Source organism: Deltaproteobacteria bacterium (assembly GCA_016874755.1).
In the GTDB taxonomy this organism is placed as follows: domain Bacteria; phylum Desulfobacterota; class Binatia; order UBA9968; family UBA9968; genus DP-20.
Genome location: VGTH01000001.1, coordinates 50,656 through 64,298, shown reverse-complemented (window position 1 = coordinate 64,298; position 13,643 = coordinate 50,656). Strand labels below are relative to the sequence as shown.

Below are 13,643 nucleotides of genomic sequence, written 5' to 3'. Positions count from 1 at the left end.
GAACTTTGCGCCCTTTGCGCCTTTGCGCAAGAAAATTTCTTAATCCGAATCCGATTAAGGAGACAGTCATGGCAAAAGCAGAATTCAAAGTCGTCGGCTCGAGCCCGGCCCGCTTGGGCGGCGTTGACCGCGTGGTTGGCAAAGGTGTCTACGGCATTGACTTAATGTTCAAGGACCAACTGCATGGCGCGATCCTGCGCAGCCAGTACGCCCATGCCAAAATCGTCAGCATCGACACCAGTGAAGCGGCAGCCTATCCGGGCGTGCACGCCGTTGTCACATCAGCCGATGCGCCCAACGTCCGCTACGGCCGCAGTTACATCGACCGCCACATTCTCGCGCGCGGCAAAGTGCGCTTCATGGGCGACCCCGTCGCCGCCGTTGCCGCGGTCTCGCCGGCCATCGCGAAAGCCGCGCTGAAAAAAATCAAAGTCACCTACGAGCCGCTGCCAGTGGTGATCGATCCGGAAGAAGCAACCAAAGCAAATGCGCCGGTGCTGCACGATGACATGCCGCTGCCGAAGACCTGTCCCGCGGACATGAAAAATGTCTGCGGCCACGCGGTCGTTCACGTCGGCGATCCCGACAAAGCGATGGCTGAAGCCGACGTTGTCGTCGAACAAGTTTACGAAACCAAGATGATCCATCCGCAGTATCTCGAGCCGCGCATCGCCGCAGCACAGATGGAGCCCAACGGCCGCCTCACAGTGTGGGCGAATGCCCAGGCGCCTTTCCCAGTGCGCCAGGAAACCGCGAAGATGTTGGGTTTGAAGTTGAACGACGTGCGCGTCATCTCCGCGGGTTTGGGCGGCGGCTTCGGCGGCAAGGGCAGCGGCATCACCTCCAGCGCCGCCGTCGAGCCGATCTGCGGCCTGCTCGCGATCAAGACCAAGCGGCCGGTGATGATCATCCTCGACAAGGCCGAGGAAACGATTTCCACCACCATCCGCGCCGGCGCGCGCATGTACATCAAGACCGGCGTGAAAAAGGACGGCACCATCGTCGCCCGCACCGGCAGGGTCTTCTACGATGCCGGCGGCTACTCGGGCTTCGGCGTGCAGGCCGGCGGCCGCTGCGCCAACATGCTCGGCGGCTGGTACCTGATGCCCAATTGCCACATCGAAGGCTTCACCGCCTACACCAACAAACAGGTCTGCGGCCCGGTGCGCGGCCCCGGCGGCCCGCAAGCCGCGTTCGCCGTCGAGTCGCACATGGATACGATCGCCGCCAAGCTCGGCATGGACCCAGGGGAATTCAGAATGAAAAACATGCCGAAGGCGGGCGACAAAATCGTCGGGGTGCCCAAGCTGCGCGATGTTTCCCTCGGTGAGACGGTTAGACTCGCCAAGGAAAAAATCGGCTGGGGCAATGTAAAACTCGAAAAGAACCAAGGCATGGGCATCGCGACGGGATCGTGGATCGAAAGCGCCGGCCCCGGCGGCGGGTCGATTGTGAAAGTCAACGAAGACGGCTCGGTGACCGTGCACATCGGCAAGATCGACATGGGCACCATTCCCGGCTTCGGCATTCCGATGATCGTTGCCGAAGAGCTCGGTATTCCGGTCAGCGACGTGACCGTCACTAACGTCGACACCGATGCCAGCCCATGGGACGCCGGCACCGTCGGCAGCCGCGGCATCCTCGTTTCGGGCACGGCGAGCAAGCTCGCCGCCATCGACGCGCGCAACCAGCTTTTCAAGATGGCCGCCGGCAAACTCGAAGCAAGCCCGGACGATTTGGAAATCGTCGACAAACAAATCCGCGTCAAAGGCACGCCGTCGAAAACCATCCCACTCGCGACCGTAGCCACCGACGCCCACAACGTTATCGGCGAAGTCATCGGCCGCGGCTACTGCGACAACTTAGCGCTCATGGCCGAAGAAAAAGCCCACGGCAGCTCGCAGCCGTTTACGACCCACGCCTGCATCGTCGAAGTGAGCCCCGACACCGGCAACGTAAAAATCCTAAAATACGTCGCCGTGCACGACATCGGCCAACCGATCCACCGCGCCGCTGCCGAAGGCCAGATCGAAGGCGCCGCGGCCATGTCCATCGGCCAAGCCCTATGCGAGCAAGTCGTCTTCGACAAAGACGGCCGCACGATGAACCCGAGCTTCGTCGATTATTTGATGCCGACCATCAACATGATGCCGCGCATCGAAACGACCTTGGTCGAAGGCTACCCCGGCGCCGGCCCCTACGGCGCCAAAGGCGCCGGTGAAATCGCCTGCGTCCCGCCAATGGCCTGCATCGCCAACGCCATCTACAACGCCACAGGAGTACGCGTAACTAGACTGCCGCTCAGTCCGGAGAACGTGCTGCGGGCGTTGAAGGAGGCGGGGAAGGCGTAAAGCCGGATTTTACAAAAGGCACTCAAAGGGCGACCGATCGGTCGCCCTTTGCATTTGGAGTTTCGATATCAACTAGCTTCAATGTATAATTCCAACACCGGGATATGCCACCCGATTGACACGAGCGAAATTTGACGATCATTGAGCGAATCAGAAAGAAAGTCCGTGACGGTGACTATGAACTGACCATTCCTCATTTCTTTGAAGAAATGGCCGACGATAAACTAACGTTCAGTGACATCGAAAACGCGATTGCAAAAGGCCGTGTCAGGAAAAAAGTTTACCCGCGACCCTCGTGGTACCAGATACGAAATCGTTGGCCCCGCGCAGGACGACAGAGAAATCGCCATCGTTTGCCGATTCAAGACCACAGGGCAAACTACTCTTCGTTACGACTTATCAAGCTTAGGTGTCCTATGAAAAAGAGAACCCGGAAATACGACTACGGCGAATGCGAAATCTGCAACTCGAAGATGGTCGAGCGCCGAATCAAGCAAGATTTTTGGATTCGGGGCAAGTTGGTCATTATCGATAACGTGCCGGCTGGCGTCTGTTCTCAATGCGGCTCAAAAGTTGTCAATGCGGAAACCGGGAAACGCCTCGCTACTGTTTTGCAAAGCCCAAAGAAATGGTCGAAGGCATCAGTGATCAGAGTTCCCATCGTGGAGCTCCGCCCCTAACCCCAACTACACTCTGAACCGTGCAATCAGCTCATCTTCCGGGTCCGCGCCAAGCCCCGGCCCCTCTGGAACTTCAACACCGCCGTTAATTACCGGCACCGTCTTGGCGAACGGCGTCGCGCCAAAGTCGGCAAACATCCGCTCGAGCGGAGAATTTTTTTCCTTCGCCGCCATGCAATGCAGCGCCGCGAGAAAAGCGGGTCCAATATAAAAAGCATTCGGTACCAGGATGGCACCCGCCTGCTCGACCTCGGCGGCGACTTGGGCCATGTGGGTTATGCCGAGTTTGACCATCGCGGGCTGAATGAAATCGGCTTTACCGACGGTGACCATGCGGCGAAATTCGCGCAGGCTGGTAGAGTTCTCGCCGATGCCCATGGGCACGCCCGTACTCGTGCGCAGCCTTGCCAGCGATTCAAAGTCTTCTGGAGGATAGATCGGCTCCTCGACCCAGTACGGCTTGTACGGCGCCATCGCCGTCACTGCCGCCTCGGCTTCGGCCGGTGTCCAAGCACAGTTGGTATCGACCATCAGAGGAATGTCGGGTCCGATCTCCTCGCGTGCGGCAGCAACGGCCGGCGCAGTTTTCTCGTGCAGCTTGATGTAACGATAACCGCGTTCGAGAGCGCGAGCGGTGTTGCGCTTGATGTATTCTGCATTGCCGGAATACTGCAGCAGCGAGGCATAGCACTCGACGCACTTTCGCTTGGCGCCGCCGAGAAGCGTCGATACCGAAACGCCGGCAAGCTTGCCGCGAATATCCCACAATGCAATGTCGAGTCCCGCCAACGCATGGGCCAGCGGACCGGAGCGGCTCAAGGACAAAAGCATGCGCTCGATGCGCGGAATAAGTTGCTCATCGGACGCGCTCTGGCCAACCGCGAGACGCCTGATCCAGCTGTCGAACGCGGCGAGAACCATAGGGCGAGCCGTTCCAAAGCACTCCCCCCAGCCCACCACACCACCACCGGTCGTCACACGCACGTAGAGACCTTCCACATGCGTGCGCGGCGTCCCTTGCGACATCGGCGGCGGCGCCCAGATGTCCAGCGGAATGCGCAGCGCAATCGGTTCAATCGAAGTGATGGTCTGGTCCATGGCCGCCATTCAAATCAGGAATCCCTGAAAATGTCGAGCCATTTCACTCCTTCAGCAACGACGTAAGCGGAAAGCTACGCGCGTCCACCGCAAATCCGCGCTGGGTCTACCGGATTTCCTTCCCCCACCTCGGGGGATGGTCAGGAGGGCGGCCGAGACTAACTTAACGACTTTATTGCGTAGGTGGCATACACGTATTACAATCGTCCCATGAAGACTCTAACCGTCCGTTTACCAGAGCAACTGGTCTCGGAAATAGAGCATGAGTCGCGGCAACGGCGGTGTTCTAAGTCCGACATCGTCCGTGAACGCTTGCAGAGCATCGGCCGCTCGACCAAACGGCGGCCAACACCTTTAGATGGCATAGCGGATCTGATCGGCTCGGTAGACGGCCTGCCGGCTGATCTAAGCGCGAGAAAGAAGCACTATTTGAGATCGAAGGGCTATGGCCAGAAGCGTTCTAGTTGACGCCGGGTTTCTTGTGGCTTTGCTAAGCCGCCGCGACTCGCACCACAAATGGGCGGTCGCGATCGCGCCCGACTACTCGCCGCCGTGGCGCACCTGCGAGGCAGCGCTATCGGAAGCTTTCTTCTTGCTAGGATCGCGCGGATCGCGAGCGCTTGGCGCGTTACTTCGCCGTAGAGCTGTTGTCGCAGCGTTTACGCTGGACGACGAGGTGGAATCGATAGTCAAACTGATGCGGAAGTACGCCAATGTGCCCATGAGTCTGGCCGATGCGTGTCTCGTGCGCATGAGCGAAACATTGTCGGACCCGATTATTCTTACCACCGACTCCGATTTTCAAATCTATCGAAGGCACAGCCGACAAACCATTCCGGCCGTAATGCCGGATTGATCTTCCCAGTCCCAAAAGCAAGCGAATTTCACGAACGCAAACAGCGAGTGGCTACCGCGACGGCCGCGCCGGCAGCGGCGCCGGGCCGGACAGCCGTTTGAAGAGATCGATGGTCTCGGCTTCCCGCGGCAACTCGCGGAGCTGGGCTTCGAACTCCTCTGCGGTTAGGGTCATGGCGGGCTCCGAAGTGAGTTTTTCGTAGGCTCTGATGTACTGTGGATCGGCCAAGGCTCGGCGCATGGCGTCACGCAATATTTTCACATGCTCCGCCGGCGTGCCCGGCGGCAAGACAAAGGGCTGACCGGTGTCGCGCGCGCCGCGAAAAAGCTGGATGAGACCGCGCTCTTGATTTGACCGCGCGAAGCTCTCGATCTCGGGAAATTTGGCGAGACGGCGGTCGGGGTGCTTAAAGCCCTTGGGGATATCCATCGTCGCGTGAACATGCACCAGATCTTTATCTAACCAATGCGCATTGCGGTTCACTAAACTGTCCAAGATACTTACCCGGGCATCGATTTCGTTGTTTTCCAAAGCCAAATCGATCTCCCGCGGCGTATAGCCGGTAACCAGACGCGGCTCCTTCACGTCCATCATATAGGCAAATAGCCGGGCGATGGTGTAAAGACTGTGGCCGACGGAAGGCGCGCCGATGCGCACGCCACGCGCCGCGAGCAACGTTTCCCGGCTGTTGAAGCCCGCCGCTTTGCGCGTCACAAAAGCATAGGGCGCATAGCGCGCATGGGAGCCGAGATAAATAAACTTGTCGAGGTCGTAGAGCACGTCGGTCTCGCCGAAGATCGTGCCCTGCACCATGCCGGTGATCATCGCGCCCATGGTCAAACCGTCGGGCCGAACCGACTTGTACATGTGATTCGCCGCTTTGCGTCCGCCCGCGCCGGGCATGTACTGCACAACGATGTTCGGGTGGCCGGGAATATATTTTTTCAACACGGGAATCACCGCGCGCGTGCGCAGATCGCCGGCACCGCCCGCGTCGGTGCCGCTCACAAGCAGAAGATTCTTGCCTTCATAGAATGAAGTCTGGGACCATGCCGGCGCCGCCAAGAGGATTACCCACGCCAGCAGAAAAAGTGCGGTGAGCACGTTGGTTTGCGGTCTGTGTTTGTTTTTCATTCGCAGTTTAGTTCCCATCAGTGACCATCGCGTCACTTCGCCTCGCTGATTTCGAATCCCACGCTGCGTAGCAACGCGACAGTTTCTTCTTCGGTCAAGGTTCGCCCAAGCTTCTCGTGCTCCCTAATCAAATGCTGCATCATCCCCGGCTTGAGCGACATCCAAGGCGGCACCTTGGCAATAGTTGCACCTTCTTCCATCTCGCCTCTCCGGTTTCAACCCAACCGACAATCGTTTCTACAAAACCAGCTGCGAGTCGGATACACAACGAAATCCGATATACGCATGGCCCGTGGCGGCGCGACCGGCGTCAACCGCTTCGCGCGATGTCGACGTAAGCCCTTCGGGACCGCTGGCTGAATGGCCGCCGCGGGCAACCACCGTGTCGGCGGGTGCCGCCTCCTCGCGTCCGTCCTTTGGAATGTAGGGATAGGATCTGTAAACCGAACGGGTCCATTCCCAAACCTGTCCCGCCATGTCGAGAGCGCCGTAGGGGCTTGCCCCTTTAGGAAACCGCCCAACCGGAACGGTTTGACCGCGATAGCCGCCGATAAAAGCCAGGTCAGGGCGAGGCATGTCATTTCCCCAAGGATAGAGCCGTCCGTCGGTGCCACGCGCGGCTTTCTCCCACTCCGCTTCGCTGGGAAGCCGCTTACCGGCCCACGCGCAATAGGCAGCGGCGCCGTAGCGGCTCAGCTCTCCCACGGGATGATTCTCAAAACCTTCCTTGGGCAGCCATTTGCCGTCTCGATTGTGGACCAGGACGTCGGGATCGGCGACATCCAAATACATTTCGCCCTTGGGCCCGGTGGGACCCTTTTCCTGAATGAACCTCGCGCACTCTCTAGCGGTAACCAGATTGCGATCGATGTAGAAGGCGGGGAGAAACAATTTGTGCGCCGGCGCTTCGTCTCTCGGACCACCCTCTCGCCCCATCGTAAACTCCCCGGCTGGGATCATGACCATTCCAGCGAACTTTCCCCCTTGTGGCTCGACCGCCGCGGCGGCGCGGATTTCCCGCGCAGCGATCATCGCATGGAACATAAACAAAATCGTGAAAACCCTTAGCTTGCGCAGGTTCGTAGCCATGGCTGCGCTCTAACACGGCGAAATGTTGGATGGCAAGCGGCAATTCCTTCGTTAACAAAAGCGTCACAGAGCGTATCGCGGGCCTATAGCTGTTGACGACGCTGGCTTTAGCGCTGTATCTTCTTTGTAGATACGAGGCCAGGAGGAAGAATCCATGCAGGTTCGGGTTCAAAAATGGGGCAATAGTCTTGCGGTGCGAATTCCCAAGCCGCTTGCGAAAGATGCCGACGTAACCGAAGGAACAGTCCTGAACCTCGCCGTCTCGGATGGCAAAGTTGTCGCAACGCCTGTCCAACGAAAGAAGTTGACCCTCGATCAGCTTCTATCGAGAGTGACGAAAAAAAATCGCCACGCTGAGATTGATACCGGCAAACCGGTTGGACGCGAGATCTGGTGATGGCTCGGCGCTACGTGCCCGCTCGTGGCGACGTGATCTGGATTACGTTCAAACCTCAAGTCGGGCACGAGCAATCCGGTCGTCGGCCGGCACTGGTCCTCACACCTTCCTCCTACAACGGCAAAGTCGGCCTCGCCATCCTCTGTCCGATCACGAGCCAAATAAAGGGGTACCCATGGGAAGTGGTGATACCTACGGGATCAAAACTAGCCGGCGCTGTGCTCGCTGATCAGGCAAAGAGTTTAGACTGGCGTTTTCGAAAAGCAGAATTCTTCTGCAAGCTGCCGGCGGAAACGACCGCGGAAGTTTTAGACAAGCTCGGCACGCTGTTGATAGACACAAATTAGCGCGCAGCAAGGTCACTTGGCCAGCGTCGGGCTGCAAACACTGGGTACGGCCGGTTTATTACGCCTCACACCCTAAACGTCCGCTGCGTGCTATCAGGGAATAGCGTTTCAATCGCCATCGTTTCAGGGATGAGTCCTTGCTCGTGCATGTAGCGCACGAAGGTTCCCAGCGTCTTGCGATTGTTTTCAAGGCCGTAGGGCCAGAAGTCCTCGCCCATCAGGTCCATCGTTTGGTAGGCGTGCTCCACTAGGAAGGGTAGACTCAGAGGCAGCGCGCTGGTCTGCGTTAAATCGGCCATCGCTAAATCCTTCGCTTCCGAAAAAGCTTTGAACAGCGTGAACGCGACCCAGGGATTGGCATCGAGAATCTCTCTCTTGACCACCAGCGTGTGCATGATCGGAAAAATTCCAGTGCGGCGGAAATAGTCGCGCTCGACCTCGAACGGCTTCTCGAAGAGCCGCCGCACAGTTCCGCTGCCGCGACGAAACGTCGACGGTGTCCTAGCCGTGACCAGGGCGTCGATTTCTCCGTTCCCGAGCATTTGCGCCAGCGAGCGGTCCGCCGGCGCGAAGCCAACCTTGACTCCCGACGGTTCGGCGGGCTCGAAAGGCAGGCGCCCGGGCTCTTCGAGCCCACCTTGCACCCACTCAACGTCGGCTGCGCGCACGCCGTAGTCGTCAGCGAGAATGCCGCGCGCCCACACCGCGGCAGTCATCTGATACTCAGGTACACCGACGCGCTTGCCGCGAAGATCCTCTGGCTTGCGGACGCCTGAGCCGTCGTGAACGAAGATGCACGACTGCCGGAAGAAGCGCGACGGAAACACCGGGATCGCGATGAGATCGTCGGCGCCGCGCCCACGGCGTACAACATATCCGCCCAGAGAGAACTCCGAGGCGTCGAACTCGCGGTGCTGCGCCATGCGCCAGAAGATCTCCTCGACGCGCAGCATAATGTAGGTCAAATCGATGCCCTCGGCGCGCACCCGACCATCGCGGATCGCTTCGGTCCGATCATAGTGCCCTGCGGCTAGTGTCATGCGTAGCATAGGTAAAGCTTAGTCCCGATACGAAGGATCGTCACGGTCAAGCTCGCGCAGGAGGCTCGGCCAAGCACGCTCGTCGCCGGCGGGGCGGCCGCCGGATGCGGCAATGATATCATCGGCAGGCATGGTCAACGGCACACCGGCTGACTGCGCCAGGATCTGAAATTGACACGCCTTCTCAAGATAGAAAGAACTGATGAACGCCTCCAACACGGTCTTGCCCGTCGTGATGCCACCGTGATTGCGCAGCAGCACGACCGATTTATCGCCCATGTCCCGCGCCAGACGCGCGCATTCGGCCGGATCCGTCGCCGCCCGCCCATAGTCGTGATACGCCGTCTGCCCCTGAAACCGCAGCGCCGGCTGCGACATCGGCAAGAGCCCGCATTGCAGCGACGAGACCGCCGTCGTGTAGGGCATGTGGGTGTGGAACACGCAATTGACATCCGGGCGCGCCGCCAAAATCGCGCCATGGATCGCGACGCCGGCGCGATTCACCGGCCATTCGCTGGGCTCCACGAGCTTACCGTCAAGCCCGACTTTCACCAAGCTCGACGCGGTGATCTGGTTGAAGAGCAGGCCGTGCGGGTTGAGCAAGTAAGCTGGCGTTGGCCCCGGCACACGCAGAGAAATATGGGTGTAGATCAGCTCGGACATGCCGTACTTGTCGGCGAGACGGTAGCCGGCGGCCAAGTTAACGCGTAGCTCCCGTTCTTCATCGGAAATGGTTCCAGTCGCCATAGCGGTGCTCCTTCGTGGTTAGTAATGTGCTTTCGTTTACTGAGGTTTTACGCGGGCATTGCCGCGGCATGGTAAAGGTTCTAAAGCAGCTCGGCCTCTGCTGGTCAAGCATGTTTAGGATCTGGCGAGCGTTCGGAACTCCTCGCGGAGCGATTCGGACGCCACCATTTCCCGCAATTCTGCTTTTTGCTGCTCAGTCAGCACGGCTGAATGTTTCTCTAAGCTTCTTGGCTTCGTGGCGCAGATCAAACACTGCGTAGTATTCTTCGATGCGGTCCCAATCAAGGTTGGCGCCGTAGTGCTGCGCCAGCCCTTCAATGTCGCTGCGCTCTCTGGCAATGCGTGCCGGGTCGTTTGCCATCGCTTGGACTTTTAGCCCAATTACATCCTCGGGATCAAGAGTCGGAGGATTTCGCTTGCCGCCAAAAATCGGATATTTTTTCGCACGCTCTAACATCGCCAAGGAAACGCTCCGGAAGGCATGAAGGAAATCCACCGAGCCCCATGCGGCGTCGCTGTGTTGATACTGTGAGACGTTTTCTGTGTGAAACACACGCTGATAACCAAACGCGGTGAGGATGGGTGAGCTTTCCAGGTACGAATTCAAAATTCACGCCTCGATGGTAGACTCCGGTATTGCATTCCGCAATGCAACTCCTATGCAGCGCAGCAATACGATGAAAGCGTTGAAAAAGCCCCATCAGCGGCCCGGGGAAATCAGCGAAGGCTTCAGTCAGTTTGACAGCTTCAAATCGCCCGTTGTACAGGAAGGCAACCACTCATTACCCACGAAGGAAAAAACCATGCACCGAAGACAGACGAAACTCTGCGGCTTAGCATTAGCATCTGCGATCTGCCTGAGCGATGTCGCACAGGCCCAGCCAACTAACGCAAAAGGAAGTTTTCAGATCGTCGAGGCAACGATTGCTGATATTCACAAGGCAATCAAAGCCAGACGGCTCACAGCAACGCAGTTGGTCAACATGTATCTGGCCCGCATCAAAGCCTACAACGGCACCTGCGTCAACGAGCCCCAAGGTATTCTCGGACCGGTGGCGCCGATAGCGAATGCCGGAGCGATCAATGCGCTGATGACGTTGAATCTGCGCCCGGCGGCGCGCAAAAAATGGGGCTTCGACGAGCGCAAGGCGCGCAGCCTGACCGATGCGACCGACAACGATTCGAACCTGCCCGATGCGCTGGAGGTCGCCGCTGCGCTCGATGAAAAGTTCGCCAAGACCGGAAAATTGGTTGGGCCGCTGCACGGCGTCGTGTTCAGCATCAAAGACATGTTGGATACCTACGACATGCGCACCACCAGCGGCGCCGACGCCGACTATGCCAACGACCGCCCGCCGCGGGACGCGACGCTGGTCAAACGGCTGCGCGACGCGGGCGCGATCATCTTGGCCAAAGCCAATCTCGGCGAATACGCCTCCGGCAGCCGCAGCGCTTTCGGCGGCACCATGTGCAACCCCTACGCCACTGACCGCGACGTCGGCGGCTCCAGCGGCGGTTCGGCGTCTTCGGTAGCCGCAAACCTAGTCACCTGCACCATCTCCGAGGAAGGCGGTCCGTCCATCCGCATGCCCTCTCGACTCAACAACGGCGTCGGTTTGTCGCAGTCGCAAGGGCTGGTCAGTCGCGAGGGCATGATCGGCGGCGGCCCACTCAACGACCGCAATGGCGCGGCCTGCCGCACGGTCGAAGACGTCGCCAAGGTGCTCGATGTCATAGCCGGCTACGATCCGGCGGACGACTTGACGGTGTATAGCATCGGCCGCATGCCCAAAACGGGCTATGCGAGTTTTGCCAAGGAGACCAGCCTCAAAGGGATCCGCATCGGCGTGCTGCGCGAATACATGGACAAGCGTCTGTTCACGCAGGCAGATCACGAAAGCATCGACATCGTCGAGCGCGCCATCGGCGATTTGCGCAAGCTCGGCGCGACGATTGTCGATCCCGGCGCCGAGGGCGAGCTGTTTCAAAAGTGCATCGACCAGCACGCACCGCGCAACCTGCATGCGCTGTTTATCCGCGCCAATCAGACTCTTTTCCCCGCTGAAACCGACCACATCGCCGTGTTGCGCGACATGTACATCGAGCCAAAGTCAGCGCCGTCGAAACCAACGATTCGAGACTTTAAGACCAGCGCGCAAAACCGCGGCGAAGCGAAGTACTACTTCAATCGCTATCTCAAGAAGCGCGGCGACGCGAACATCAAAGACTTGACCGATCTGATCAACAAGTCCCGCTACTATATAGACACTTTCGGCCGCGACACCCGTTTCCGCGACGTCAAGTCAGTTTTGCAGGAGGCCAACAAACCGACCACCTTGGACGTGCGCGATCGCGACGCCAATCGCGCTGCGATTCAGCAAACCGTGATGCAATGCATGGCATCGCTCAATCTTGACGCGGTCACCTATCCCACCGGCAACGTGCCCGCGGCGCTGATCAAAGCGCCGGTGGAGCCCGACGTCAACGGCCGCTCGCACCAGGCCTGGACCATGCTCGGCACCATGGGTTTTCCCGCGATCACAGTTCCGGCGGGATTCACCACCCATGTCTTCGATCGCGTGCGCGACGCTAGCACCCCTGGCGACACCCGCCTGGTCGGCCCGGTGCCGGCAAAACTTCCCGTCGGCATCGATTTTCTCGCCATGCCCTTTAGCGAACCGCTGCTGTTTCGCGTCGCTTCAGCCTACGAGCGGGCTACGCGCCATCGCATGTCACCGCCGGAGTTCGGTCCCTTGGAAGCAAGAAATGGAAGGCTCGTGAAGTCTTCGCAATGATGATGGAAAAGCCCGCGACGTTAAAAGCACCTACCTAATGATCAGCCAGGGAGGAAATTTATGGAAGCCGTCATCTTGGAAAAAGTTCCCGGAACCGGAGTTGCCAAAATTATCTTAAATCGGCCCGAGCGGCGCAACGCCATGAACGCCCAGTTGGTCACCGACTTCATGCAAGCGTTGGAAGAGATCCGCGCCGACCCGCACATCAATGCGGTCGTCACCAAAGGCAGCGGGCCGGTTTACAGCTCAGGACTGGATCTTTACTACCTGCGGGCGCAGAGCGAAGGGGCGCCGACGGATTGGGATAAGTTCAGTCCCACTGCGATCATGTTCGAGGCGGTGCGGAATTTCCCCAAGGTGACTATTGCCCAAGTGCACGGCTACTGTCTCGGCGGCGCCTTGGCCTTGATGAATTCGCATGACCTCGTCATCGCCGCCAACGACGCGCAAATCGGCATGCCGGAAATTCTGCGCGGCAGCTTCGGCCAGATGGCGACGAGCACGCTGTTTCATTCCGGCGTGCCGATGAAAAAGGCCGCGTTAATCCAACTGCTCGGCCGAAACCTCTCCGGCGCCGAGGCAGACAAGCTCGGGTTAGTTTCTACGGCCGTCGAACCTGGCGAACTCGAAAGCACCACGATGAAGGTCGCCCAAGAGATCGCCTCGCGCAATCCAGGAGTCTTGTCATGCGCTAAAATCGCCGTGCAGATGGGACGCAATCTCTCGCTGCCCGACGCCATGCGTCTCGATCAGCTCGTCGCATCCCGGCAGCGCTTGATGGTCGACCCCCTCGGCAAGGTCGAAGAATATCTCCGGTCGCAAAAAGGCGGTCCCAACGTCGCCTACAAGCGCTCCGATTCGGAGTCGTGAATAGCTTGAGCGCCATAGCCTAGAGTGAGACCGCAAGACAATCGTTTGACCCACTCTACGCGCAACGATAGAGTCATACGGTCAACGCAGACTCGGTTACGGGCTTCTTTTGGTTACGACTGCTATGACAGACAGACACTGCTGCACGGAGGCTTCGTGAAACCAACGTTGCTGAGACGCCACATTCCGTATGACTTCAAGCAATAACTGCTAAGTAAAGCACCGGTTATCGGCAAAAA

The 13,643-nt window shown here is 58.9% G+C and carries 14 protein-coding genes; 8 read left to right on the top strand and 6 right to left on the bottom strand.

What is annotated here, in order from left to right:
* Positions 1-68 precede the first annotated feature (68 nt).
* Together FJ145_00290 and FJ145_00285 are read left to right on the top strand one after the other, a co-directional pair.
* Positions 69-2,351 carry a xanthine dehydrogenase family protein molybdopterin-binding subunit gene (locus FJ145_00290; GenBank protein ID MBM4259861.1) on the top strand — a complete coding sequence of 761 codons (2,283 nt, stop codon included), beginning with the start codon at positions 69-71 and terminating at the stop codon, positions 2,349-2,351.
* Positions 2,352-2,482: 131 nt separating this feature from the next.
* On the top strand, positions 2,483-3,031 hold the full coding sequence (locus tag FJ145_00285; protein ID MBM4259860.1) for a YgiT-type zinc finger protein: 549 nt from the start codon (positions 2,483-2,485) through the stop codon (positions 3,029-3,031).
* Positions 3,032-3,037: 6 nt separating this feature from the next.
* Here FJ145_00285 and FJ145_00280 read toward each other — a convergent pair whose 3' ends face one another.
* Positions 3,038-4,138, bottom strand: a complete 1,101-nt coding sequence (locus FJ145_00280; protein ID MBM4259859.1) for a mandelate racemase/muconate lactonizing enzyme family protein — start codon at positions 4,136-4,138, stop codon at positions 3,038-3,040.
* Positions 4,139-4,339: 201 nt separating this feature from the next.
* On the opposite strand from FJ145_00280, the gene FJ145_00275 reads away from it, so the two are divergent.
* On the top strand, positions 4,340-4,597 hold the full coding sequence (locus tag FJ145_00275; protein ID MBM4259858.1) for a ribbon-helix-helix protein, CopG family: 258 nt from the start codon (positions 4,340-4,342) through the stop codon (positions 4,595-4,597).
* The gene (locus FJ145_00270) at positions 4,575-4,985 is read left to right on the top strand and encodes a type II toxin-antitoxin system VapC family toxin (protein ID MBM4259857.1); all 411 of its coding nucleotides are present in this window, start codon (positions 4,575-4,577) and stop codon (positions 4,983-4,985) included. Before FJ145_00275 ends, FJ145_00270 begins: the two co-directional genes overlap by 23 nt.
* Positions 4,986-5,036: 51 nt before the next feature.
* Here FJ145_00270 and FJ145_00265 read toward each other — a convergent pair whose 3' ends face one another.
* A complete protein-coding gene (locus FJ145_00265; protein ID MBM4259856.1) occupies positions 5,037-6,119 on the bottom strand; it encodes a hypothetical protein in 1,083 nt (360 codons plus the stop codon).
* A gap of 237 nt (positions 6,120-6,356) precedes the next feature.
* Positions 6,357-7,208, bottom strand: coding sequence for a formylglycine-generating enzyme family protein (locus FJ145_00260; protein ID MBM4259855.1), 852 nt, complete (start codon positions 7,206-7,208; stop codon positions 6,357-6,359).
* Positions 7,209-7,362: 154 nt separating this feature from the next.
* Here FJ145_00260 and FJ145_00255 point away from each other — a divergent pair, with 154 nt between their 5' ends.
* Both FJ145_00255 and mazF read left to right on the top strand, forming a co-directional pair.
* Positions 7,363-7,605: an AbrB/MazE/SpoVT family DNA-binding domain-containing protein gene (locus FJ145_00255; GenBank protein MBM4259854.1), complete on the top strand. Its 243-nt coding sequence runs from the start codon at positions 7,363-7,365 to the stop codon at positions 7,603-7,605.
* Positions 7,605-7,952 (top strand): endoribonuclease MazF, encoded by a 348-nt coding sequence (gene mazF, locus FJ145_00250; GenBank protein ID MBM4259853.1) that lies wholly within the window; start codon positions 7,605-7,607, stop codon positions 7,950-7,952. The genes FJ145_00255 and mazF overlap by 1 nt, the downstream gene beginning before the upstream one ends.
* Positions 7,953-8,017: 65 nt before the next feature.
* Here mazF and FJ145_00245 read toward each other — a convergent pair whose 3' ends face one another.
* From FJ145_00245 to FJ145_00235, 3 genes are all read right to left on the bottom strand, one after another.
* The gene (locus tag FJ145_00245) at positions 8,018-9,001 is read right to left on the bottom strand and encodes an ABC transporter substrate-binding protein (GenBank protein ID MBM4259852.1); all 984 of its coding nucleotides are present in this window, start codon (positions 8,999-9,001) and stop codon (positions 8,018-8,020) included.
* A 9-nt stretch (positions 9,002-9,010) separates the two neighbouring features.
* The gene (locus FJ145_00240; GenBank protein ID MBM4259851.1) at positions 9,011-9,739 is read right to left on the bottom strand and encodes a class II aldolase/adducin family protein; all 729 of its coding nucleotides are present in this window, start codon (positions 9,737-9,739) and stop codon (positions 9,011-9,013) included.
* A gap of 193 nt (positions 9,740-9,932) precedes the next feature.
* On the bottom strand, positions 9,933-10,346 hold the full coding sequence (locus FJ145_00235; protein MBM4259850.1) for a hypothetical protein: 414 nt from the start codon (positions 10,344-10,346) through the stop codon (positions 9,933-9,935).
* A gap of 196 nt (positions 10,347-10,542) precedes the next feature.
* Here FJ145_00235 and FJ145_00230 point away from each other — a divergent pair, with 196 nt between their 5' ends.
* Together FJ145_00230 and FJ145_00225 are read left to right on the top strand one after the other, a co-directional pair.
* Positions 10,543-12,534 carry an amidase gene (locus tag FJ145_00230; GenBank protein ID MBM4259849.1) on the top strand — a complete coding sequence of 664 codons (1,992 nt, stop codon included), beginning with the start codon at positions 10,543-10,545 and terminating at the stop codon, positions 12,532-12,534.
* Between the two features lie 60 nt (positions 12,535-12,594).
* Entirely contained in the window at positions 12,595-13,404 is an 810-nt protein-coding gene (locus tag FJ145_00225) for an enoyl-CoA hydratase/isomerase family protein (protein ID MBM4259848.1), read from the top strand.
* The last annotated feature ends 239 nt before the right edge of the window (positions 13,405-13,643 follow it).

What these genes read in the sequence shown, in the direction of transcription:
- FJ145_00290 (MBM4259861.1), top strand. Translation starts at nt 69, where the DNA reads ATGGCAAAAGCAGAATTCAAAGTCGTCGGCTCGAGCCCGGCCCGCTTG.
- FJ145_00280 (MBM4259859.1), bottom strand. Translation starts at nt 4,138, where the DNA reads ATGGCGGCCATGGACCAGACCATCACTTCGATTGAACCGATTGCGCTG.
- FJ145_00275 (MBM4259858.1), top strand. Translation starts at nt 4,340, where the DNA reads ATGAAGACTCTAACCGTCCGTTTACCAGAGCAACTGGTCTCGGAAATA.
- FJ145_00270 (MBM4259857.1), top strand. Translation starts at nt 4,575, where the DNA reads ATGGCCAGAAGCGTTCTAGTTGACGCCGGGTTTCTTGTGGCTTTGCTA.
- FJ145_00265 (MBM4259856.1), bottom strand. Translation starts at nt 6,119, where the DNA reads ATGAAAAACAAACACAGACCGCAAACCAACGTGCTCACCGCACTTTTT.
- FJ145_00260 (MBM4259855.1), bottom strand. Translation starts at nt 7,208, where the DNA reads ATGGCTACGAACCTGCGCAAGCTAAGGGTTTTCACGATTTTGTTTATG.
- FJ145_00255 (MBM4259854.1), top strand. Translation starts at nt 7,363, where the DNA reads ATGCAGGTTCGGGTTCAAAAATGGGGCAATAGTCTTGCGGTGCGAATT.
- mazF (MBM4259853.1), top strand. Translation starts at nt 7,605, where the DNA reads ATGGCTCGGCGCTACGTGCCCGCTCGTGGCGACGTGATCTGGATTACG.
- FJ145_00245 (MBM4259852.1), bottom strand. Translation starts at nt 9,001, where the DNA reads ATGCTACGCATGACACTAGCCGCAGGGCACTATGATCGGACCGAAGCG.
- FJ145_00240 (MBM4259851.1), bottom strand. Translation starts at nt 9,739, where the DNA reads ATGGCGACTGGAACCATTTCCGATGAAGAACGGGAGCTACGCGTTAAC.
- FJ145_00230 (MBM4259849.1), top strand. Translation starts at nt 10,543, where the DNA reads ATGCACCGAAGACAGACGAAACTCTGCGGCTTAGCATTAGCATCTGCG.
- FJ145_00225 (MBM4259848.1), top strand. Translation starts at nt 12,595, where the DNA reads ATGGAAGCCGTCATCTTGGAAAAAGTTCCCGGAACCGGAGTTGCCAAA.